Source organism: Streptomyces sp. NPDC000941 (genome assembly GCF_053599555.1).
This window is the reverse complement of the sequence record NZ_JBSFMM010000113.1, coordinates 16,285-37,504: the sequence shown is the minus strand read 5'-3', so window position 1 is coordinate 37,504 and position 21,220 is coordinate 16,285. Positions and strand designations below refer to the sequence as shown.

19 protein-coding genes are annotated in these 21,220 nt (G+C 72.5%); 13 read left to right on the top strand and 6 right to left on the bottom strand.

The window, feature by feature from the left end; translation table 11 throughout:
* The 5 genes from accA to ACWDSL_RS30905 form a co-directional block, all read left to right on the top strand.
* Positions 1-1,163, top strand: a 1,163-nt coding sequence (gene accA, locus ACWDSL_RS30925; RefSeq protein WP_450491000.1) for a carboxyltransferase subunit alpha, incomplete at its 5' end; no start/stop codon positions are given.
* Positions 1,160-1,789: an acetyl-CoA carboxylase biotin carboxyl carrier protein gene (locus ACWDSL_RS30920; RefSeq protein ID WP_450490998.1), complete on the top strand. Its 630-nt coding sequence runs from the start codon at positions 1,160-1,162 to the stop codon at positions 1,787-1,789. The genes accA and ACWDSL_RS30920, both read left to right, overlap by 4 nt.
* Positions 1,790-1,794: 5 nt before the next feature.
* Positions 1,795-3,273, top strand: a complete 1,479-nt coding sequence (locus ACWDSL_RS30915) for an acetyl/propionyl/methylcrotonyl-CoA carboxylase subunit alpha (protein WP_398531487.1) — start codon at positions 1,795-1,797, stop codon at positions 3,271-3,273.
* 69 nt (positions 3,274-3,342) lie between these two features.
* Positions 3,343-3,939: a hypothetical protein gene (locus tag ACWDSL_RS30910; RefSeq protein WP_450490996.1), complete on the top strand. Its 597-nt coding sequence runs from the start codon at positions 3,343-3,345 to the stop codon at positions 3,937-3,939.
* Between the two features lie 114 nt (positions 3,940-4,053).
* Entirely contained in the window at positions 4,054-4,725 is a 672-nt protein-coding gene (locus ACWDSL_RS30905; RefSeq protein ID WP_450490994.1) for a class F sortase, read from the top strand.
* 61 nt (positions 4,726-4,786) lie between these two features.
* On the opposite strand, the gene ACWDSL_RS30900 is transcribed toward ACWDSL_RS30905, so the two are convergent.
* The 4 genes from ACWDSL_RS30900 to ACWDSL_RS30885 form a co-directional block, all read right to left on the bottom strand.
* The gene (locus tag ACWDSL_RS30900; RefSeq protein ID WP_450490992.1) at positions 4,787-5,905 is read right to left on the bottom strand and encodes a methyltransferase; all 1,119 of its coding nucleotides are present in this window, start codon (positions 5,903-5,905) and stop codon (positions 4,787-4,789) included.
* Positions 5,902-6,975 carry a right-handed parallel beta-helix repeat-containing protein gene (locus tag ACWDSL_RS30895; RefSeq protein WP_450490990.1) on the bottom strand — a complete coding sequence of 358 codons (1,074 nt, stop codon included), beginning with the start codon at positions 6,973-6,975 and terminating at the stop codon, positions 5,902-5,904. Before ACWDSL_RS30895 ends, ACWDSL_RS30900 begins: the two co-directional genes overlap by 4 nt.
* Before the next feature lie 69 nt (positions 6,976-7,044).
* Positions 7,045-8,100, bottom strand: a complete 1,056-nt coding sequence (locus ACWDSL_RS30890) for an MBL fold metallo-hydrolase (protein WP_450491004.1) — start codon at positions 8,098-8,100, stop codon at positions 7,045-7,047.
* A 365-nt stretch (positions 8,101-8,465) separates the two neighbouring features.
* Positions 8,466-9,731 carry an aminotransferase class I/II-fold pyridoxal phosphate-dependent enzyme gene (locus tag ACWDSL_RS30885; RefSeq protein WP_450490988.1) on the bottom strand — a complete coding sequence of 422 codons (1,266 nt, stop codon included), beginning with the start codon at positions 9,729-9,731 and terminating at the stop codon, positions 8,466-8,468.
* 153 nt (positions 9,732-9,884) lie between these two features.
* On the opposite strand from ACWDSL_RS30885, the gene ACWDSL_RS30880 reads away from it, so the two are divergent.
* Entirely contained in the window at positions 9,885-10,463 is a 579-nt protein-coding gene (locus ACWDSL_RS30880) for a hemerythrin domain-containing protein (RefSeq protein WP_450490986.1), read from the top strand.
* Here ACWDSL_RS30880 and ACWDSL_RS30875 read toward each other — a convergent pair.
* Positions 10,360-11,184 carry an ANTAR domain-containing response regulator gene (locus tag ACWDSL_RS30875; RefSeq protein WP_450490984.1) on the bottom strand — a complete coding sequence of 275 codons (825 nt, stop codon included), beginning with the start codon at positions 11,182-11,184 and terminating at the stop codon, positions 10,360-10,362. The two genes, ACWDSL_RS30880 and ACWDSL_RS30875, sit on opposite strands and share 104 nt — an antisense overlap.
* A gap of 145 nt (positions 11,185-11,329) precedes the next feature.
* Between ACWDSL_RS30875 and ACWDSL_RS30870 the strand changes: the two genes are divergently transcribed.
* The 5 genes from ACWDSL_RS30870 to ACWDSL_RS30850 all read left to right on the top strand — a co-directional run bounded on the left by ACWDSL_RS30870 (position 11,330) and on the right by ACWDSL_RS30850 (position 18,924).
* A complete protein-coding gene (locus ACWDSL_RS30870; RefSeq protein WP_450490982.1) occupies positions 11,330-12,652 on the top strand; it encodes a PAS domain-containing protein in 1,323 nt (440 codons plus the stop codon).
* 156 nt (positions 12,653-12,808) lie between these two features.
* Positions 12,809-13,774: a TIGR03557 family F420-dependent LLM class oxidoreductase gene (locus ACWDSL_RS30865; protein WP_450490980.1), complete on the top strand. Its 966-nt coding sequence runs from the start codon at positions 12,809-12,811 to the stop codon at positions 13,772-13,774.
* An 18-nt stretch (positions 13,775-13,792) separates the two neighbouring features.
* On the top strand, positions 13,793-15,580 hold the full coding sequence (locus ACWDSL_RS30860; RefSeq protein ID WP_450490978.1) for a thiamine pyrophosphate-requiring protein: 1,788 nt from the start codon (positions 13,793-13,795) through the stop codon (positions 15,578-15,580).
* A 12-nt stretch (positions 15,581-15,592) separates the two neighbouring features.
* Positions 15,593-16,684: an enolase C-terminal domain-like protein gene (locus ACWDSL_RS30855; protein ID WP_450490976.1), complete on the top strand. Its 1,092-nt coding sequence runs from the start codon at positions 15,593-15,595 to the stop codon at positions 16,682-16,684.
* A gap of 140 nt (positions 16,685-16,824) precedes the next feature.
* On the top strand, positions 16,825-18,924 hold the full coding sequence (locus ACWDSL_RS30850) for a catalase (RefSeq protein WP_450490974.1): 2,100 nt from the start codon (positions 16,825-16,827) through the stop codon (positions 18,922-18,924).
* Between the two features lie 85 nt (positions 18,925-19,009).
* Here ACWDSL_RS30850 and ACWDSL_RS30845 read toward each other — a convergent pair whose 3' ends face one another.
* Entirely contained in the window at positions 19,010-19,600 is a 591-nt protein-coding gene (locus tag ACWDSL_RS30845; protein WP_450490972.1) for a TIGR03086 family metal-binding protein, read from the bottom strand.
* Positions 19,601-19,855: 255 nt separating this feature from the next.
* On the opposite strand from ACWDSL_RS30845, the gene ACWDSL_RS30840 reads away from it, so the two are divergent.
* Together ACWDSL_RS30840 and ACWDSL_RS30835 are read left to right on the top strand one after the other, a co-directional pair.
* Positions 19,856-20,239, top strand: a complete 384-nt coding sequence (locus ACWDSL_RS30840) for a DUF2795 domain-containing protein (RefSeq protein ID WP_450490971.1) — start codon at positions 19,856-19,858, stop codon at positions 20,237-20,239.
* Between the two features lie 116 nt (positions 20,240-20,355).
* Positions 20,356-21,183, top strand: a complete 828-nt coding sequence (locus ACWDSL_RS30835) for a class I SAM-dependent methyltransferase (protein ID WP_450490969.1) — start codon at positions 20,356-20,358, stop codon at positions 21,181-21,183.
* Positions 21,184-21,220: the final 37 nt, after the last annotated feature.

Here is a 21,220-nt window from a genome sequence, read left to right as displayed (position 1 = left end):
CCGCCCCGGGCGGGGAGGCGGAAACCGGCCCGCACGGCGTCCCCGGCGCCGGGTCGCACGCGACCGGCGCCACCCGCCCGAACACGACAGCCCACGGCCCCGCCGACGCGGCGGTCGACGGGTCGCGCACCACCCCGAACAGCCGCGCGGGCGCCGCCACCGCACAGGCGGAGGCGGAGCGCGCCGCCGCGGGCGGCGGGCCGGGCGTGGTCGGTGCAGCTCGTGCCGGGGCCGCGCGGAGGGCGGTCATGCGGGAGGTCGGGGAGGTGGCGGAGCGGGACGCTTGGGAGGCGGTGCGGGGGGCCCGGCATCCTGATCGGCCGACCGTGATGGACTACATCGGCCATATCGTCGACGACTTCCACGAGTTGCACGGCGACCGCCTCGCCGAGGACTGCCCCGCCGTGGTCGGCGGTCCGGGGCGGATCGGCGGGCTGCCGGTGATGGTGATCGGGCAGCACAAGGGCGGGGCGAGCCTGGCGGAGCGGCAGGCGCACCGGTTCGGGATGCCCGCGCCCAGTGGCTACCGCAAGTCCGCGCGGCTGATGCGGATGGCGGCGAAGCTCGGGCTGCCGGTGGTGACCTTGGTGGACACGCCGGGGGCCAACCCTGGCCCGGACGCGGAGCGCGGCGGTCAGGCGCTGGCGATCGCGCAGAATCTGCGGCTGATGGCGCGGCTGCCGGTGCCCGTGGTGGCCGCGGTGGTCGGCGAGGGAGGCAGCGGTGGCGCGCTCGCGCTGGCGCTCGCCGACCGGGTGCTGATCAGCGCGGGCGGTATCTACTCGGTCATCAGCCCGGAGGGCTGCGCCGCCATCTTGTGGAAGAACCCCGAGGCGGCCCAGGCCGCCGCCGCGGCTCTGCGGCTGGACCCGAGGGAGTTGTTGCGGCTCGGGGTGGTCGACGGGGTCGTACCGGAGCCGCCGGACGGCGCCCACCGCGATCCCGCGAAGGCCGCGGCCCTGCTCGGCGACGCGCTCGTCGAGGCGCTGGGCGAGCTGGTGCCGTGGGAGGCGGACCGACTGCCGGCGGAGCGGGCGGAGCGGTTCCGCCGCTTCGGTCTTGACACGGCGGTCCCCGCCGGGTCGGCCGGCACACAGCTGGACACGGGGGTCCCCGCCGGGTCGGCCGGCGCACAGCCACACACCAAAAGAGGTGCATCGTGACAGCGGACAGCCACATCACGGACCATCGCGAGAACGGGCACCGGCCGGGCGCGGTCGTGCTGCCCCCGCATGCCACGCTGGATTCCCTGTGCCGCAGTGTGACGGAGCTGGCGAAGGCCGCGGACAAGCACCCGCGCCGGATCACGCTGCGGCACGGGCAGACATCAGTTGAGATGGAGTGGCCCGATCCGGCCGAACACGAGCACGAGCCCAAGCGCGAGCACGAGCACGAACACGCACCGCCGTCCGGCCCCGCAGCCGCTCCCCCGCAGCATCCGCAGGCGCAGGCGCATCCCCAGCCGCATGCACAGGTGGCCGTGGCGGACGGGATGCGGCCGCAGGCCGGGGGCCGGCAGGCCGGGGCCGGGCTGCGGTACATCTGCGCGTCGACGGTCGGCACCTTCTACCACGCGCCCGAGCCGGGTGCCCCGCCGTTCATCGGGGTCGGGGACATGGTCAAGCCGGGGCAGCCGGTCGGTGTGCTGGAAGTCATGAAGATGATGAGCACCATCGAATCGGACGCCGCCGGCCGGGTGGTGGAGATCCTGGTGCCCAACGCACAGCCCGTGGAGTATCAGCAGCCCCTGATCGCGGTGGAGCCCGGGCCCGCCGCCGGGCCGGTGTGATCCGCGTGTTCTCCACCGTCCTCGTCGCCAACCGCGGCGAGATCGCGCTGCGTGTTCTGCGCGCCTGCCGGGAGCTCGGCATGCGCACCGTCGCGGTGTACTCCACCGCCGACCGCGACTCGGCCGTGGTCCGGCTCGCGGACGAGGCCGTGCACATCGGTCCGCCGCAGTCGAAGGCCAGCTATCTCAGCGTCCCGGCGGTCATCGAGGCGGCGCACCGCACCGGGGCGCAGGCCATCCACCCCGGGTACGGATTCCTGTCCGAGGACCCGGACTTCGCGGAGGTGTGCGAGGACTCCGGGATCACCTTCATCGGCCCGCCGGCCTCGGTGATGCAGCGGCTCGGTGACAAGGCCGCGGCCCGCGCGCTGATGGCGGAGGCGGGGCTGCCGGTGCTGCCGGGCAGTACGGGCGCGGTGGCCACGCCGGCCGAAGCCAAGGACATCGCCGGGCGGATCGGCTATCCGCTGATCCTCAAGGCGGTGGCGGGCGGCGGTGGCCGCGGTATGGCGGTGGTCCGTGAGCCGGACGCCCTGGTGCCCGCGTTCAACGAGACACGGGCCCACGCCCGCGCGGTGTTCGGCGATGAGCGGCTGTACATGGAGCGGTTCGTGGAGCATGCCCGCCATGTGGAGGTGCAGGTGCTCGCGGACCGGCATGGCAAGGTGGTCCACCTCGGCGAGCGCGACTGCTCCGTACAGCGGCGCCACCAGAAGATGGTGGAGGAGGCCCCCGCGCCGAATCTGCCCCAGGAGCGGCGCACCGCGATGTGCGCGGCGGCGGTGCGGGGCGCGGCGGCGGTGGGCTATGTGGGGGCGGGCACCTTCGAGTTCGTGCTCACCCCCGACCACGAGTTCTATCTGATGGAGATCAACTGCCGGCTCCAGGTCGAGCACCCGGTCACCGAGATGGTGACCGGGATCGACATCGTCCGGGAGCAGATCCTCATCGCGGCCGGACAGCCCCTGACGTTCGGTCAGAGCGATGTCGTACGGCGGGGCGTGGCGATCGAGTGCCGGGTCAACGCCGAGGACCCGGACCGCGGCTTCGCGCCCACGCCCGGCTCGCTGACGGAGTTCGTACCGCCCGGGGGGCCTTTCGTACGGGTGGACACGCACGCCTTCCCGGGCTGGCGGGTGGGCCCGGACTACGACTCGCTGCTGGCGAAGACCGTCGCCTGGGCGCCGGACCGGGAGCAGGCGCTGGCCCGTATGGACCGGGCGCTGGGCGAGTTCCGGGTCGGTGGCGGGGGCGTACGGACCACGCTGGGGTTTCTGCGGCGGGTGCTGGCGCGTCCGGAGTTCCGGTCGGCGACGCACACCACGGGGCTGATCGAAACGATGGGCCGAAAAGATGATTCATCGTCAGCCCATTCGCGCGGCGAACGAGTGAAGACCACCGCGATCTCCACTCGGAGGGCTTACAACCGGCCCGAAAGCGGGCCGCGCCAAGTGGCAGCGGGGCCCCGCGTCGCTGACGGTTGATGAGACACCTACGCGATCCCTATATCTGGCAAATGTCAGTAATCGTGCAGGTGCCGGAAGGAATGACTCATGCGATCAACTCGCGCACTCATCGCCGGGACCGCGCTTGTCGCATCCCTGACTCTGGGCGCACCTGCCGCCGCCTTCGCCGCTGACGTCTCCGACCCGGGCGGCCACGGCGGCTACTCCAGCGGTCAGGAGTCGGAGGACTACGGCTCCGGCGGCTCCTGGAAGGAGAAGGAGAGCAAGGGCAAGGAGGAGTCCGACTTCGGCAAGGAGAAGGAAGAAGAGTCGGGCCTCGGCAAGGGCAAGGAAGAAGAGTCCGGCTACGGCAAGGAGAAGGAAGAAGAGTCGGGCTACGGCAAGGGCAAGGAAGAAGAGTCCGGCTACGGCAACGACGACTACAGCAAGGGCAGCTACGGCAGCGGCTACGGCAAGGAAAAGGAAGAAGAAGGCAAGGGCAAGGAAGAGCACGGCTGGGGCGGCAGCAGCTCGTACGGCAAGGAGCGCGAGCACGAGAAGCCGCACGGTGGTGTCCACACCGGTGGCGGCGGCATGGCCACCACCGGTGGCGGCATGGCGGCCGGCTCGGTCCTGCTCCTCGGTGGCCTCGGCGCCGGTGCCTACGCCCTGCGTCGTCGCAAGCCCACTGGAACCGCGATCTGAGCTGACCGCTTTTCGTAGCCCCGCTGCCGTGGCCGACACCGCTTGTGGCGGTTGGCCACGGCAGCGCCACGCTCTTTGCCGGTGGGCTCTCCACCGGCCAGAAAGGCAGAATCCATGGGCAAACAGGGCGGTGCCGACGGCAACACCCGCGTCATCCGCTGGGCCGCCGCATCGGCCCTCATCGGCGTCTTCCTGATCTACAACTCGGTCGACGCGGCCTCCACGCAGCCCTCGCAGAAGAAGCCCGCGATCTCCGGACCGACACTCATCCCCCGCCCCCAGACGGCCGCCCCTCAGGAGGTCAGGCTCGGGCCCGCGCTGCCGCGCTCGCCCGCCAGGCATCTGGACATCCCCTCCATCGGGGTGAGCGCACCGTTCACCGAGCTGACGCTGGACCGGTCGGGGGTGCTGATCCCGCCGCCCGCCGACAACAACAACCTGGCCGGCTGGTTCAACGGTGGCCCCTCACCGGGCGAGCGGGGCAACGCCATTGTGGCGGGGCATGTGGACACCAAGACGGGCCCGGCGGTGTTCTATCCGCTCAGCGCGCTCAAGACCGGGAGCCGGGTCACCATCACCCGCGCCGACGGGATCGTCGCGACGTTCGTCGTCGACTCGGTGGAGACGTTCAACAAGGCGAACTTCCCCGACGAGCGGGTGTACGGGCAGACCCCCGACGCGCAGCTGCGCCTGATCACCTGCGGCGGTTCGTACGACCGCGCCGTCCGCGACTACACCGCCAATGTCGTCGTGTTCGCCCACCTCGACTCCTTCCAGTGGGCCTGAGCCCGCCCTGGAGAAGGGTGCCCGCGTGAACATCGTCACGCGGGCACCCGATGGTGCGCGATCACGCAGCTACGCGGCTGTCGAACGCGTGCAGATACGGGTTGACGGGGCTGATGCCGGTGACGCTCAGCCCGGCCTCCGTCATACGTGTCACCAGGCTGTCCGAAGAATGTTTCCGGCCCCCCACGTTGAGGAGCAGAAACAGGTCCATGGCGGTGGTGAACCGCATCGAGGGGCTGTTGTCGAGAAGGTTCTCGATCACCAGCACCCGGGCGCCCGGCCGGGCCGCCGCCACCACGTTGGCCAGGGTCCTGCGGGTGGACTCGTCGTCCCACTCCAGGATGTTCTTGATGATGTACAGGTCGGCCTGTACCGGGACCTCGCGGCGGCAGTCCCCCGGCACCAGCCGGGCGCGTGCGGCCAGCGGCCCGCCGTCGCGCAGCCGCGGGTCCGCGTTCGCCACCACCTGCGGCAGGTCGAGCAGCGTGCCGCGCAGCTTCGGGTGCTTCTCCAGCAGGGACGCCACGACATGCCCCTGGCCGCCACCGATGTCCGCCACCTCCTTGGCCCCGTCGAGGTCGAGGAAGTCGGCGAGCTCCACGGCGGACTGTCTGCTCGAGGTGGTCATCGCCTTGTCGAACACGCGGGCCGAAGCCGGCGCGTCCTCGTGCAGATAGGTGAAGAAGTCCTTGCCGTGGATGTCGTTGAAGGCGATGGTGTCGGAGCGTACGGCCGTATCGAGCCGCGGCCAGGTCTCCCAGGTCCACGGCTCGGTGCACCACAGACAGATGTACTTGAGGCTGTCGGGGGCGTCCTCGCGCAGCAGCCGGGACATCTCGGTGTGCGCGATCCGGCCGTCCCCGGTCTCGGCGAACACCCCGCAGCAGGCCAGGGAGCGCAGCAGCCGGCCAAGCCGCTCGGGCTCGGCGCCCACCGCGGTCGCCAGTTCCGCGACGGTGGCGGGCCGCTCACCCAGGGCGTCGGCGACGCCCAGGGAGGCCGCCGCCCGGACGGCCGCCGCCCGGGCCGCGCCGAAGACGAGCTCCCGCAGCTGCGGGGCGGCCTTCGACGGGACACCATCGGCGGCGGCGGTGTTGATATGAGCGCTGGTGCCGGTGGCGGTGTTCGTGGCGGCGGGGTCGGCCCCCGCGGTGCCCGCAGCGGTCCTTATCGACGTCATGACGCCCCCTTCTCACACTTGCCGACGGGCTCGGAGACCGTGCAGGTGTTGCCCTCGAAGGTGTTGCCGGGGCCGGCGTCACGGTCGGCGAGGTCGGCGGGCAGGTTGTTGGCCAGCACGTTGTCCTTGATGGTGTTACGGGCGTTCTTGGTGCCCACGACACTGGGGAAGAGCACGATCCCGCCGGACATCGGCGAGGCGCCCATGTTGTCCCGCACCGCGTTGCCCGTCACCCGCGTGTCCTCCACACCGGTGAGGAGGATGCCGGTGCCCTGGATGAAGTCGAGGCGGGGGTTGGGCGGGCAGTACTTGTTGTTCTCGTAGACCTTGTTGTTGATGACCGACAGGTCCCCGGCGCGCGGCGTCCCCTCGTCGCCGACGACGAACACGCCGCCGCAGTTGCCGGTGAGGGTGTTGCCCTGGACGGTCAGGACCCGCAGCCGCCGGATGCCGACCCCGACCCGGTTCCCGGTCAGCCGGTTGTCGCGGACGACCGCGCCCTTGGTGTCGATGGCCGCGCCCTCCTCGTCGACGGTGTTGGCGAGGAAGATGCCCGACTGGCCGTTGTCCTTGGAGGTGTTGGTGCGGAAGGTGCCGCGGGTGGACTTCTCCTGGCCGATGCCCTGCTGACCGTTCTGCGCGGCGGTCACCTGGCGTACGTCCATCCGGTCGGTGTGCTTCCCCCAAATGCCGTTCTTGGCGAAGCCGGTGACCTTCAGCGAGCGGATCCGCACATCGGTGAGGGGCTGCTCGGCCGTACCGGTGACGCAGATACCGGTCTCGGCCTTGCCGCAGTCGTTGGCGGACGCCTTCTCGGGCGGCGTGATGACGGTCTTCTTGCCCTCCCCGCTCAGGGTCAGGTTCGAGGTGGTGATCAGCACGTTCTCCCGGTAGGTACCGGCCTTGACGAGGATGGTGTCGCCGGGCTTGGCGGCCTTCACCGCGGCCTGGATCGACTCACCGGGTTTGACGACGTGCTGGGTCTTGGCGTGGGCGGTGGGCAGCGGACCGAGTTCGATGACAAGGGCGGCCGTAAGGACCGCCAGGTAGCGAAGCTGTCGAGTGCGCATGAACAGGAAGCTAGGTGGGGTGCGCACCACCTGCCACTTATGACCACTGATGCACTAATTGCCCTGCGTTCAGTCGTCGCGGTCGAGCACACGCGAGCCCCCGACCGGCAGGTCCCACAGCGCCTCGCGCGGCAGCCCCGCCGCCCCCCACGCCGCGCGGACCCGCAGCAGCGGTTGGAGCGGGGGCTCGGCGGAGAGCAGAAAGGTGGACCAGTGCATGGGCATCATCACCCGCGCGCCCAGATCCCCGAAGGCCCGTACGGCCTCCTCCGGATCGGTGTGCACCGGACGGAGCATCCAGCGCGGGTCGTACGCGCCGATGGGCAGCAGCGCCAGGTCGATGCCCGGGTAGCGGCGGCCGATCTCCCCGAACCAGTGTCCGTAGCCGGTGTCGCCCGCGAAGTAGGTCCGGCTGCCGTCCCGGGCCGTGATGACCCAGCCGCCCCACAGGGAGCGGCAGGTGTCGGTCAGGGTGCGCTTGCTCCAGTGGTGCGCGGGTACGAAGTCGAACCGCACCGGCCCGTCCGGGCCCGGCAGTTCGGCCGCCTCCCACCAGTCGAGTTCGGTGACGTCGGTGAAGCGGCGCGCCCGGCACCAGGCGGCGAGCCCGGCGGGTACGAACAGGGGGGTGTCGCGCGGCAGCCGTCTGAGCGTGGGCGCGTCGAGGTGGTCGTAGTGGTTGTGGCTGATGACCACCGCGTCGATGGGCGGCAGATCCTCCCAGCGCACCCCGACCGGGGTGACCCGGGCCGGGGTGCCGAGGATCCGGCGGGACCAGACGGGGTCGGTGAGCACGGTCAGCCCGCCGGTCCGCAGCACACAACTGGCGTGTCCCGCCCAGGTGACCGCGGTGTCGCCGGGCCCGACGGCCGGCGCCGGGCCCGGTTCGAAGGGGAGTTCGGGGATCTGCAGCAGCGCCTCGAGCGGCGGGCGCAGCCGCCCCTCCCGGGCCAGCCGGGCGATCGCCCGGACACCGGGCAGTGGGGAGGTGAGCCGGTGGGCGAACGACCGCGGCCAGGTGCGCGGCTCACCGCGGGGGCGCGGGGCGGCGGGGCCGCCGTCGGGCGGTCGGCCGGGCTGCGACTCCGCCGGTCTGCGGCCTGGAGGCGCGCCCTGCGGCAGCACGAGATCACTCCGCCGGTCTCCCCCGGCTACCGCCGGGAGGTGCCCCCTCCCACCGGTCGCCGCAGGAGGATGACCGGGCGGAGGAGCGTACGACGAGGGATCGCCCTCGTACGCGGCACCGCGGTCGATATGCCTCCCCCCGCTGCCGCCGGGAGATGCCCCCTGCCGCGACGAGGCGGACGTGGCGGGCGACTCCGGCGGCGCGGCGAGCCGCCGCAGCCGGCGTCGCGGGCCGGAGAAGATCTCCCGGATGGGGCCCAGCCGCGGGGTTGCCCACGGGGGTGTCCATGACGGTGTCCACGGGGCGGGGCGCGCCCGCCCGGCGGGGCGTCGCCCGGCCGGTTGGGCCTGGTCGGCCTGGTCGGTCATGACAGTGGGCTCCCTTCGGTGCCGGTGCCGGTGCCGGTACCGGTCGGCCTCGGTCCGGCCTGGGTCAGCTCGCGGAAGGCCGTGTCGAAGGCGGTCAGCGCCTCGGCCACATGCGGCACCCGCAGCGGGTCCGCGGCGGCGAGGGCGGCCAGCCGCGCCTGGTTCCCGGTGCCGAGCAGCGGCAGCGTCGACAGCCGCACCCGCAGGGTGTGCGGGGCGTCGCCGAAGCGGTGGCCGCCCGGTACGGGGCGGCGAAGCCCCCGGGTCAGCTCGCGCTCCAGCTCCACCGAGTCGGTGATGCCGCGGGCCGCGAGGTCGCCGCGCAACTCGTCGAGGTCGGCGTACAGCTGGCGGCCGGCCTGCGGCGGCCGGCACAGCGCGCCGACCGCGGTCAGCGCGCGGTAGACCGCCGCGGCCACCGCCCCGTGGACGCGGGCCGCTGCCGCGGTGCGCTCGCGGACCGGCTCGGGCTCGTCGAGGGCGTGGGCGGCGGCCGCGGCGACGGGCGACAGCAGCGCGGCGCGCAGCGCGTCCAGGGTGGACAGCACCCGGGCGCGCAGTTCGACACCGCGCTCGGTGGCGGGGAACCGGGCGACCGCGGCGGGCCAGCCGGGCGGGGTGAAGGCGCCCGCCAGATCGGTCAGCACCACCACGTCCTCGGGGCACATCTCGGCGGGGCTGAGCAGCACCGTGCCATGGGGGTGGTGCACGGTGTCCCGCCAGGTCTCGTCGCTGACGATCAGCATCCCCTCGGCCACGGCCGCCTCGCACACCTCGTGCAGCAGCTCGGGCGGGGCGGTGGTGCCGGTCGGGTCGTCGGCGACGGACAGCAGCAGCACCCGCGGCTCACCGCCCTCCGCGCGCACCCGGCGTACGGTCTCCAGCAGCGCGAACGGGTCGGGGACGCCACCGCACTCGGCGGGCACCGGCGCATGGTAGGCGGGGCGGCCGGCGAGCCGGGCCAGCGGTGCGTACCAGGAGGCGCAGGGCCTGGTCAGCAGGACGTCACCGCCCGCCGCGGCGAGCAGGGAGAGCAGCAGCGGCTGCCCGCCGGGGGCGGCGGCGACATGCTCCGGGTCGGTCCACAGGCCGCGCCGCTCCCAGTAGCCGCACGCGGCGGCGCGCAGCGCCGGGCCGCCACCGACCGGTTCCGGGGCGGTACGGCCGGCCGCCCCGGCGAAGCGCGCGGTCAGCTCCGGGAGGACCGGCAGACCGCCGTCCTCCGGGTCCGCCGGGGTCGGGGCGGTCAGCTCCCGCTGCATTCGAAACACACCTCCGGATCGACAGAATCGCCTATCCATGCATCTGTCCCGACTTGTCCACCTTCGCAGATCGGCGGATGCGGCGGCGGAGCCGACACGTGGCCGGTGCCGTTTGCCCGGTGCGGCGGCGGGCACCCGGCCCGCATGACAGGGATGCCTCAGCAACACGACGTGGTGGACCTGCTCACCGCGGACCACCGCGGGGTACAGGAACTCTTCGAGGGGTACCGGGCGAGCGCCGACCCCGGGGAGCGGCGGCTGCTGATGGAACAGATCACCGTCGAGATCGTGCGGCACTCGGTCGCCGAGGAGCAGTATCTGTACCCGACGGTCCGCAAGGCGCTGCCCAACGGGGACGAGGTCGCCGAGCGGGAGATGGAGGAGCTGTCCGAGGCCGAGCGGATCCTGGGCGACCTGGAGCGGCTGGACACCGCGGACCGGCGGTTCGACGCGCTGGTCCGCGAGCTGTACGACGTGGTGTCCATGCACATCCGCGGCGAGGAGGACGTGATCTTCCCCGAGCTGCGCGAGCGGTTGACCCCCGAGGAGCGGATGGCCCTCGGGCTGCGGGTCGGCGAGGCCAAGTCCGCCAACCCGGGCCCGCCGGGCGAGGAGACCGGCGACGGGGTCAGCAAGGAGCGTCCGCTGGCCGAGCGGGTGCGGGAGTGGCTTTCCGGCTCCGGACCGGCTGGTTCCGGACCGGCTGGTTCCGGACCGGCCCCGCAAACCTGATCAGATCCGCCTCGATACCGCGCCCCCGGGTCCGTACGACGGTCTCGGCGAACTCCGCCAGCTTGCGGTTCGTCCGCTGGGAGGCGCGCCGCAGCAGGTCGAAGGCTGCGTCCGCGTCGCAGCCCAGCACATGCATCACCATGCCGCACGCCTGGTCGACCACCGGGCGCGAGCGCAGCGCGGCGCCCAGCTGGTCGAGCTCGGTCAGCGCGGCGCGGTAGCGCCGGTCGCGCACCAGGCTCTCGGTGGCGAGGTCGCCGAGCAGCCGGGTGGCTCCCCGGGCCGCCTCCTCCAGCGGGCCGGGCCGCAGCCCGTAGACGGAGACCGTGACGGTCAGGCCCTCCCATACGAAGGGCAGGGTGGTGCTGGAACGGACCCCCGCGTCCAGGGCCCTGGCCCGGTAGCCCGGCCACCTGCGGTCGCGCAGCAGATCGTCCGCGCCCGCCGGGCGGCCGGTGGCCCGGGCGGCCGGGATGGGGCCCTCGCCGGAGGCCAGCTGCACCGAGACCAGCGCGGACAGATCGGGATGGGTGGCCGCGCTCGGCTCCTCCGGGACGGCCCCGCCGGGGTCCGGGCCGAGGAGGGCGGTGGCGGTGGCTCCGCAGCTGGCGGGGGTGCACGACGCGGCCCGGTCCGCCAGCTCGGCGAGGCCGCGATCCATCGAGGGCGCGTCGGTCCGGCAGGACCGGTTGCGAGTGGGGGTGGGGGCACGCTCCGGCATGGTCGGGTTCAGTCCTTTCACGGTGCTTCACGGCGCTTGGTCCGGTGCTCCGTCTGCTCATCCCGCCTCTTCGGCTGCCCACTGCGCCATAAGGGAAACGGCCGAGCGGGGGATGCCCCTCGTTCGAGCGGGCTACGGTGAGCGCATGTCCGGGGTACAGGAGTACGGCGCCGAACTGGCGGACTTCCGCAGCCGCGTCGCCGAACTGCAGACCGCGCGGGCCCTGCCCGCGCAGGAACGGCTCGCCGTACTGGACGCCGCCCTCATCGAGCTCCAGCATGCGGCGGAGGTGCTGTGGCCACGGTACGAGCGGCTGGCCGCGGACGACCTGGCCCGGGGCGGGGGCCGCGCCGACCCTCGCGAACAGCAGCTGCTGCGCGCCCTGTTCCAGCGGCTTCCGGTAGCCGTCGTCATGCTGGACCGCGACTGTGTGGTGCGGCGGATGAACGCCCTGGCCGCGCAGCTGTTCCGGACCCGCCCCGGCGACGCCGCCGGGCGCCCGCTGACCGACTCGCTGCGGCCCGGCGGGCGGGCGGTGCTGCGCTCCCAGGTCGCCGCCGTCGCGCGCGGCGAGGGCGGGCGGGGCCTGGTGGTACGGCTGCCGGGGCCCGGGAGCGACGGGACGACGCTGTGGGTGACGCTCGCGGCGCTGCATCCGCCGGGCGAGCCGTACCCCGCCGTGCTGGCCGCCTTCCAGCCCACGGCCGAGGGCGCGGAGGACGCGGAAGATGCGGAGGACGCGGAGGACGCGGTGGCCACCCCGGCCGCTCCGGCCGTACCCGCCCCGGGCGGCGACCCCGTACTCGCCGAGCGCCGCGACCCCGTCCCCGCGCAGGCCGACGCGGACGACCGGCTGTCGACGGCCCGGCCGGATCTGGACGAGGTGACCCGCCACGCCCGGCTGCTCGACGTGCTCGACGACATGGCCACCGCGCTGCTCGCCCCGCCCGCGCCCGCGCCCGCACCCGCCGACGGCGGGCCCGAGGCCGTGCTCGGGCGGGCGGCCGCCGTGCTGCACGGCCGCTTCGCGGACTGGGTGATCGTGGACGTCCTCACGGATGACGTGTCCGCGGACCCGGCGCGGCCCGGGATCGCCCGCCGGCTGGTGACGCTGGGCCCGCCGGAGGCCGTCGCGGGTGGCCGCGTGGTCCCGGTGGCCGAGCAGGACCCGGCCGGCTGCCCGCTGGTGGCCGAGGCGCTGCGCGACGGGGTCACCGCGCTGCGAGTGCGGCCCCATGAGGCGGACGCCTTCGGCCACGACGCCTCGGGCGCGCCCGTCCTGGTCCGCGAGGAGGTCACCTCGCTGCTGTGCGTACCGCTGCGCGCCTCGCCCGCGGAGCCGGTCAGGGGCGCGCTCACGCTCTTCCGTACGGGTGGGCGCGGGGCGTTCGAGATGGCGGAGGCGGGCGTGGCGGACCGGGTCTCCCGCCATATCGCCCTCGCGCTGAACCGAACCCTGCCCCAGTAGAACCGCCGTAGATCCGCCGTGGATCCCCCATGGACCCGCGGTGTTTCCTTCCTCGCACCCCGGTTACCCGTCGCCCCGTGACAGCAGGACCGTGAGTGGCACCTGTGGCACTTGTGGCACCAGCGCCTGACGGGCACGAGCGTTCGAGGAGGGCCCATGACCGAGTACGGCTATTCCCTGGCCGCCGAGGAACACGGCCCCGCCGAGCTCGTCGAGCAGGCGCGGATGGCGGAACAGGCGGGCTTCTCCCATCTGTGGATCTCCGACCACTACCACCCCTGGACCAGGGCCCAGGGCCATGCCTCGTTCGTCTGGTCGGTGATCGGCGCGCTCGCCCAGGCGACCTCGCTGCCCGTGCAGACCGCGGTGACCTGCCCCACCATGCGTATCCATCCGGCGATCGTCGCCCAGGCCGCCGCCACCAGCGCGGTGCTGCTCGAGGGCCGCTTCCGGCTGGGGGTGGGCTCCGGGGAGGCGCTGAACGAGCATGTGCTGGGCGATCACTGGCCGCAGCCGGCCGTCCGGCTGGAGATGCTGGAGGAGGCCGTGGCGGTGATCCGCCAGCTGTTCGAGGGGCACCAGGTCAGCCACCACGGCAAGCACTACACGGTGGAGAGCGCGCGCCTGTACACGGTGCCCGAGGAGCCGGTGCCCATCGATATCGCGGCGTTCGGCTCGGCCGCCGCCGCGCTGGCCGGCCGGGTCGGCGACGGCTTCATCACGATGGTCCCGGACGCGGAGCTGGTCGCGCGGTTCCGGCGCGGCAGCGGCGCGGCCGGCAACGCCAAGCCGGTCAGCGGCGGTCTGCAGGTGTGCTTCGGCCCGGACGCCGACGACGCGCTGCGCACCGTCCACCGGCTGTGGCCGGTCCTGGGGCTGCCGGGCGCGCTGCTGACCCAGCTGGCCACCCCGTCCCAGTTCGAGCAGGCGTGTGAACTCGTCGCCCCCGAGCGGCTGGCCGAGCGGGTGACCTGCGGCGACGACCCGGACGCGCATGTGGCGGCGCTCAGCGCGTACGCCGACGCCGGCTTCGACACCGTCTACGTCCACCAGATCGGCCCCGAGCAGCGCGGCTTCTTCGACTTCTACCGCACGAAGGTGCTGCCGCAACTGACCGGCTGAGCTGCAGGAGTGACCACTATGACCGAGAAAGTCGCCGACTATGTGCTCGCCCGGCTGCGCGAGTGGGGTGTCCGGCATGTCTTCGGCTACCCGGGCGACGGGATCAACGGCCTGCTCGCCGCGTGGGGGCGGGCCGACAACGAGCCACGGTTCGTACAGGCGCGGCATGAGGAGATGGCCGCGTTGGAGGCCGTCGGGTACGCCAAGTTCAGCGGGCGGCTCGGGGTCTGCGCCGCGACATCGGGCCCCGGCGCGATCCACCTGCTGAACGGCCTGTACGACGCGAAGCTCGACCATGCGCCGGTGGTGGCGCTGGTCGGCCAGACGTACCGCAGCGCGATGGGCGGCTCGTACCAACAGGAGGTGGACCTGCACAATCTCTTCAAGGACGTCGCGTCCGACTTCCTGGAGACGGTGACGGTCCCCGAGCAGCTGCCGAACGTGCTGGACCGGGCGATCCGCACCGCGTACGCCCGCCGCTCCCCCACCGCCGTGATCATCCCGGCGGACGTCCAGGAGCTGGACTACTCCCCGCCCACCCACGCCTTCAAGATGGTGCCCTCCAGCCTCGACCGCAGCGGCTGGTCGGCGGTGCCCTCCGCGAGCGCGGTGGAGCGGGCCGCGGATGTGCTGGGCGCCGGTCAGCGGGTGGCGATCCTGGTCGGCCAGGGCGCCGCGGGGGCGCGGGCGGAGGTCGAGGCGATCGCCGAGCTGCTGGGCGCGGGGGTGGCCAAGGCGCTGCTCGGCCTCGATGTGCTCAGCGACGAACTGCCGTATGTCACCGGCCCCATCGGGCTGCTGGGCACCCGCCCCTCGTACGAGCTGATGCGGGACTGCGACACGCTGCTGACGATCGGCTCCAGCTTCCCGTACACCCAGTTCCTGCCGGAGTTCGGTCAGGTCCGGGCCGTGCAGATCGATCTCGATCCGCACATGATCGGCATGCGCTACCCGTACGAGGTCAACCTGGTCGGCGACGCCCGCGAGACCCTGCTGCGGCTGATGCCACTGCTGCGGTCCCGGGAGGACCGCGCATGGCAGGACGAGATCGTCGCGGGGGTGCGGCGGTGGCGTGAGGTGATGCGGCGGCGCGCCGAGCTGACCGCCCATCCCATCAACCCCGAGTACGTCGCCCACTGCCTGGACCCGCTGCTGCCCGGCGACGCCATCCTCACCTGCGACTCGGGCTCGGTGGCCAACTGGTACGCCCGCCACCTGCGGATGCGCGGCCAGATGCGCGGCTCGCTGTCCGGCACGCTGGCCACCATGGGCTCCGGGGTCCCGTACGCGATCGGCGCGAAGTTCGCGAGGCCCGACCGTCCTGTGGTGGCCCTGGTCGGGGACGGCGCGATGCAGATGAACGGCATGGCCGAGCTGATCACGGCGGCCAAGTACCGGCATGCGTGGGACGACCCCCGGCTGGTGATCGCGGTGTGGAACAACCACGATCTGAACCAGGTGGCCTGGGAGATGCGGGCGATGGACGGAGCGCCGCAGTTCCTGCCCTCGCAACAGATCCCGGATGTGCGGTACGCGCGGTTCGCCGAGTCGCTGGGGCTGACCGGCATCCGGGTGGAGAAGCCCGAGTACGTGGAGCAGGCGTGGCACGACGCGCTGAACGCCGACGGCCCGGCGGTGGTCGAGTTCCTGACCGACCCCGATGTGCCACCGATTCCGCCGCATGCGACCTGGGAGCAGTTGGAGGCCACTGACGAGTCGACCGCCAAGGGCGACACGGACCGGACGGGCATGGTGCGCCACGGGCTGAAGGGACTGACGAGAAGACGGCCGAGAAGGCGGACATGAAGACATGAGGACATGAAGGTCGACCGGCTGGACGTCACGGCGTACACGGTGCCGACCGACGCCCCCGAGGCGGACGGCACCCTCGCCTGGAACGAGACGACCGTCGTGGTGGTGGAGGCCCGCGGCGCGCAGACGACCGGGCTCGGCTGGACCTACGCCCCCGCGGACGCCGGGTCGGTGGTGCACGACCTGCTGCGCGGCGAGGTGCTGGGGCGCTCCGCGCTGGATGTGGCGGGGGCGAACGAGGCGATGAGCCGCGCGGTGCGCGACGCCGGCCGCCCGGGCCTGGTGGCCTGCGCGATCTCCGCGGTGGACCTGGCGCTGTGGGACCTCAAGGCGCGGCTGCTGGGTGTGCCGCTGGTCCGTCTGATCGGGGCGGTGCGCGAGACGGTGCCGGTCTACGGCTCGGGCGGCTTCACCACGTACCACGACACACATCTCGCCACCCAGCTGACCGGCTGGGTGCGCGGACACGGCATCGACCGCGTCAAGATCAAGATCGGCGAGGACCGGGGCCGTGCCGTCGAGCGCGACCTGGCCCGGGTGCGCCACGCCCGGGAGACCGTCGGCCCGCACACCGAGCTGTACGTGGACGCGGGCGGCGCGTACACCCGTAAGGAGGCGGTGCGGGTGGGCCATGCGCTGGCCGAGCAGGGCGTGGGCTGGTTCGAGGAGCCGGTGTCCTCCGACGACCTGGAGGGGCTGCGGGTCGTCCGCGACGCGGTGGTGTGCGATGTGGCGGCCGGTGCGTACGGCTACGACCTGCCGTACTTCGCCCGGATGGCGCCGGTCGTCGACTGTCTGCAGGCGGACGCCACGCGCTGTGGCGGCCTCACCGTGTGGCTGCGCGCCGCGGCCGTCGCCGAGGCCCACGGCCTGGAGCTGTCCGCACACCGTGCGCCACACGCACACGCCCATGCGGCCGCGTGCGTGCCCAATCTGCGCCACATCGAGTGGTTTCACGACCATGTGCGCATCGAGGCCGCGTACTTCACGGGCGCGCTCGACCCCACAGGTGGCACGGTGCGGCCGGGGGCGAACGGCGAGCCGGGACACGGCATGACCTTCCAGCACGAGGCCGCCACCCCGTATCGCGTGCTCTGACGCCCCTCCCGGCCGGTGGTGTTTCCGGTTTCGGCCCCATCCGGCTGGCTACCCGCTCTGCGAGGCATTCCGTGACGTGTGTGCGCAGGTGCGCGCGTGTGTGCCGGGCTCGGCAAGAAGGGCAAGAAGGGAGCGTCCCGATGACCGATCGCAAGGAACGGCAGCGCGAGATGTACCGCGCCGCCGACCCCGCCGAGGGGCCGCTGACCACGGACCAGGGGGTGGCGGTCGACCACACCGACGACTCGCTCACCGTGGGTGAGCGCGGCCCGACGCTGATGGAGGACTTCCACTTCCGCGAAAAGCTTATGCACTTCGACCATGAGCGGATCCCGGAGCGGGTGGTGCACGCACGGGGCGCGGGCGCGTACGGATACTTCGAGCCGTACGAGTCCTGTGCGGAGTTCACCCGGGCCGCCTTCCTCCAGGACCCGTCCGTGCAGACTCCGGTGTTCGTGCGGTTCTCGACGGTGCAGGGGCCGCGTGGCTCGTCGGACACGGTGCGCGATGTGCGCGGCTTCGCCACGAAGTTCTACACCTCCGAGGGCAACTACGACCTGGTCGGCAACAACATGCCGGTGTTCTTCATCCAGGACGGCATCAAGTTCCCGGACTTCGTGCACGCGCTCAAGCCCGAGCCGCAGAACGAGATCCCCACCGGCGCGTCCGCCCACGACACGCTGTGGGACTTCGTATCGCTTCAGCCCGAGACCCTGCACATGATGATGTGGCTGATGTCCGACCGTGCCATTCCGCGCAGCTTCCGCATGATGCAGGGGTTTGGGGTGCACACCTTCCGGTTCGTGGACGCGCGGGGCCGGGGGACCTTTGTGAAGTTCCACTGGAAGCCCAAGCTCGGGGTGCACTCGCTGGTCTGGGACGAGGCGCAGGAGTGCCAGGGCCGGGACGCGGACTTCAACCGGCGCGATCTGTGGCAGGCGATCGAGGCGGGCGAGTACCCGGAGTACGAGCTGGGGGTGCAACTGGTCCCGGAGGAGGACGAGTTCACCTTCGACTTCGATCTGCTCGACGCCACGAAGATCATCCCGGAGGAGCAGGTGCCGGTCCGGCCCATCGGCCATATGGTGCTGAACCGCAACCCGGAGAATTTCTTCGCGGAGACCGAGCAGGTGGCCTTCCACACCGGCAATGTCGTGCCCGGTATCGACTTCACCAACGACCCGCTGCTGCAGGCCCGTAACTTCTCGTATCTGGACACCCAGCTGATCCGGCTGGGCGGGCCCAACTTCGCACAGCTCCCGGTCAACCAGCCGGTGGCCCCGGTCCGCACCAACCAGCGCGACGGCTACCACCAGACGGCGATCCACAGCGGGACCAGCTACTCCCCGAACTCGCTGGGCGGCGGCTGCCCGGCCATCGCCGGCCCGGACGGGTACGCGTTCTCGCACTACGCCGAGCGGGTCGACGGCGCCAAGATCCGCAAGCGCAGCGAGAGCTTCAAGGACTTCTACAGCCAGGCCGCGCTGTTCTGGAACAGCATGAGCGACTGGGAGCGGCGGCACATCGTCGACGCGTTCCGCTTCGAGCTGGGCAAGGTCGGCGCGGTGGAGGTGCGCGAGCGTACGGTCGGCGAGCTGGCGCATATCGACCAGACCCTGGCGACGGCCGTGGCCGAGGGCATCGGGGTGGCGCCGCCCGCCCCGGTGAACACCGAGCACAAGCCCGTCGCCTCCCCCGCGCTCAGCTTCGAGAATCTGCGCGGCGACGGCTCCATCCGCACCCGCCAGATCGCGGTGCTGGTCACCGACGGGGTGGACACCGAACAGCTCACCCAGGCCCAGGAGGCGCTGAGCGCGCAGGGCGCCGTCGTCGAGGCCCTGGCCGACCACGACGGAAAGGTGCGCGGCGCGGACGGAAACGGGTATGCGGTGGACCGGGCGCTGCCGACGGTCGCCTCGGTGCTCTACGACGCGGTGCTGCTGCCCGGCGGGCCGACCGGCACCCCGGAGCTGAGGTCGGACGAAACGGCGATGCGGTTCGTACGGGACGCCTACCGGCACGGCAAGGCGATCGGGGCGCTGGGCTCTGGCGTGGGCATCCTGTCCGCGCTGGAGCCGGAGGGGCTGCATATCGCCTCGGGCCATGGGCATGTGTGCGCGGACCGGGGCGTGGTCACGGACGCCACGACGGGGACGGCGAGCGAGGAGTTCACCCGGGCCTTCACCGAGGCCATCGCCGCCCACCGGCACTGGGACCGCCCCCGGCTGCCGACCTGCTGACGGAGTTGGTGACGGAGTTGGTGACGGAGTACGGAACGGGCACCGCACCCAAGGAGGCGCGGTGCCCGTTCTCCCGCGTGTGTTTTCAGGCCTCGCGGCCGAGGAGCGCGAGCAGCCTGGTCTGGGCGTCGGCGCCCGACGGGGGCTCGACGGCCGCGGCGAACATCCCGCTCTTCTCCAGGTCCGCCGCATACGGTGCCACCGCCCGCACCGAGAAGTCGACCAGCGGCTTCGGGATCCGCTCGTCCGCCCCGATGGCCCGGGCCAGGTCCCACGCATGGACCGCGGCGTCGATCGTGATCTCCGCGCAGTACTCCGCGGCGGGGCTCTCGCCGTAGGAGAGCTCGACCGTCCGCTCCAGGGCCCCCGGGGCGGTGAACGCCTCGCGGGCCGCGGTGGCCGCCTTGTCCCAGGCGGCGACGGGGTCATCGCCCAGCAGATCGCCCTCGAAGCTGTCGCCCTGCTCGGCGATCGTCCGGCCCTCCCGTACCAGCGGCGGCACCCACATCTGCTCGACCGCCAGATGGTTGACCAGATCGCGTACGGTCCACTCGCTGCACGGCGTCGGTTCGTCCCACTGGTCCGGCCGGATGGCATGCACCCGCTCGGTGAAGAGGTCCAGCGCCTCACCGTGCCTGGCGAGCAGCGGATTGCCGCGGCCGGACCGCTCAGCCATATTCATCGGCTTATCGGTCATATGCGACAGGTACCCCTGCCCCACGGGGCCTAACACGGCAACATGCAGACGGACACGGCATCGGGCGCGGGCCCCTGAACTCCCGCACCCGATGCCGCTCCTCACTCCCAAATGGCCGCTCGGCCGACCACTGAGTCCCCTCCCCCGGGCGCGGTCAAACGTCGTGTCGTTCGCCGCGCGGAGGGTACGCGGTGAGGACGCGGGGAGGACCGGAAGCGAAGCGAGGACGATGCCATGCAACGAGGCAGCAACCGAATGAGCGCCCACAAGGACGACGAGTTGAAGCACGAGCTTCAGGAGCTGATGCGCTCGGGCCGCCCCACCCGCGTCGACGAGTGGCACGACCCCGAGCCCGGCGCCGACGACGATCCCGCGGTCGCCACGGGACCGGTGCCACCCATCGGTGGCATCGGCGAGTCCGAGGCACTGCGGTTCGAACTGGCCCGCCACGTGGGGCGCACCCCGTTCCCGGCCAAACGCGGGGCCCTGCTGCACGCCCTGCACGCGGCGCACGCCCCGGACCGGCTGACCGAGCTGGTGGCACAGCTGCCCGAGGACCGCACCTACCGCACGGTGCAGGAGGTCGTCTCCGGTCTTGGCCTGCGCACCAGGACATAGCGCCCGGGACACACCACATCCCCTTCGACCGAATAATGAGACGCCACTCTCGCAATACGAGATGGCGGCGTACGGTGGCGACAGTCCATCAGGTCGCCTCGAAGGGGAGCCGAGCCATGCCCGACGACGCCAGCCCAGCCACCGCCACCGCCGTCTACACGCACGGACACCACGAGTCGGTGCTGCGCTCACACACCTGGCGCACCGCCGCCAACTCCGCCGCGTATCTGACCGGCCTGCTCAAGCCCCATATGCGGATCCTGGACATCGGCTGCGGCCCCGGCACCATCACCGCCGACCTGGCCGAGCTGGTCCCCCAGGGCGAGGTCATCGGGGTGGACACCGCACCCGACGTCCTGGAGCAGGCCCGGTCGGTGGCCGCGGAGCGCGGAGTGTCCAATGCCCACTTCGCGGTCGGTGACGTCCACAAGCTGGACTACCCCGACGATTCGTTCTGCGTCGTCCACGCCCATCAGGTGCTGCAGCACCTCGGCGACCCGGTGGCCGCGCTGCGCGAGATGCGCCGGGTGTGCAAACCGGGCGGCATCGTGGCGGTGCGCGACTCCGACTACTCCGCCATGACGTGGTATCCGGCCGTCCCCGGCCTGGACGACTGGATGGCCCTGTACCAGCGGGTCGCCCGCGCCAACGGCGGCGAACCGGACGCCGGCCGCAGGCTGCTGTCCTGGGCCCGCCGGGCGGGCTTCACCGACATCACCGCGACCGCCGGGACATGGTGTTACGCCACGGCCGAGGAGCGGGCGTGGTGGAGCGGCCTGTGGGCCGACCGCACCGTCGCCTCGTCGTACGCCCAGCGGGCGGTGGAGGCCGGCCACGCCACGCAGGACGGGCTGCGGCGGATCGCGGACGCGTGGCGGGAGTGGGGCGCGGCGGAGGACGGCTGGTTCACCGTCCTGCACGGTGAACTCATCTGCCGCGTCTGACGTACCACGCCCCTACCATGCGCGGCGCGCGGGCTCA

Bases quoted from the DNA above. Each gene is read 5' to 3' on its own strand.
- ACWDSL_RS30860 (WP_450490978.1), top strand. From the start codon at position 13,793: ATGACCGAGAAAGTCGCCGACTATGTGCTCGCCCGGCTGCGCGAGTGG.
- ACWDSL_RS30840 (WP_450490971.1), top strand. From the start codon at position 19,856: ATGCAACGAGGCAGCAACCGAATGAGCGCCCACAAGGACGACGAGTTG.
- ACWDSL_RS30895 (WP_450490990.1), bottom strand. From the start codon at position 6,975: ATGCGCACTCGACAGCTTCGCTACCTGGCGGTCCTTACGGCCGCCCTT.
- ACWDSL_RS30835 (WP_450490969.1), top strand. From the start codon at position 20,356: ATGCCCGACGACGCCAGCCCAGCCACCGCCACCGCCGTCTACACGCAC.
- ACWDSL_RS30850 (WP_450490974.1), top strand. From the start codon at position 16,825: ATGACCGATCGCAAGGAACGGCAGCGCGAGATGTACCGCGCCGCCGAC.
- ACWDSL_RS30910 (WP_450490996.1), top strand. From the start codon at position 3,343: ATGCGATCAACTCGCGCACTCATCGCCGGGACCGCGCTTGTCGCATCC.
- ACWDSL_RS30875 (WP_450490984.1), bottom strand. From the start codon at position 11,184: ATGCCGGAGCGTGCCCCCACCCCCACTCGCAACCGGTCCTGCCGGACC.
- ACWDSL_RS30885 (WP_450490988.1), bottom strand. From the start codon at position 9,731: ATGCAGCGGGAGCTGACCGCCCCGACCCCGGCGGACCCGGAGGACGGC.
- ACWDSL_RS30865 (WP_450490980.1), top strand. From the start codon at position 12,809: ATGACCGAGTACGGCTATTCCCTGGCCGCCGAGGAACACGGCCCCGCC.
- ACWDSL_RS30905 (WP_450490994.1), top strand. From the start codon at position 4,054: ATGGGCAAACAGGGCGGTGCCGACGGCAACACCCGCGTCATCCGCTGG.
- ACWDSL_RS30880 (WP_450490986.1), top strand. From the start codon at position 9,885: ATGCCTCAGCAACACGACGTGGTGGACCTGCTCACCGCGGACCACCGC.
- ACWDSL_RS30855 (WP_450490976.1), top strand. From the start codon at position 15,593: ATGAAGGTCGACCGGCTGGACGTCACGGCGTACACGGTGCCGACCGAC.
- ACWDSL_RS30900 (WP_450490992.1), bottom strand. From the start codon at position 5,905: ATGACGTCGATAAGGACCGCTGCGGGCACCGCGGGGGCCGACCCCGCC.
- ACWDSL_RS30845 (WP_450490972.1), bottom strand. From the start codon at position 19,600: ATGGCTGAGCGGTCCGGCCGCGGCAATCCGCTGCTCGCCAGGCACGGT.
- ACWDSL_RS30870 (WP_450490982.1), top strand. From the start codon at position 11,330: ATGTCCGGGGTACAGGAGTACGGCGCCGAACTGGCGGACTTCCGCAGC.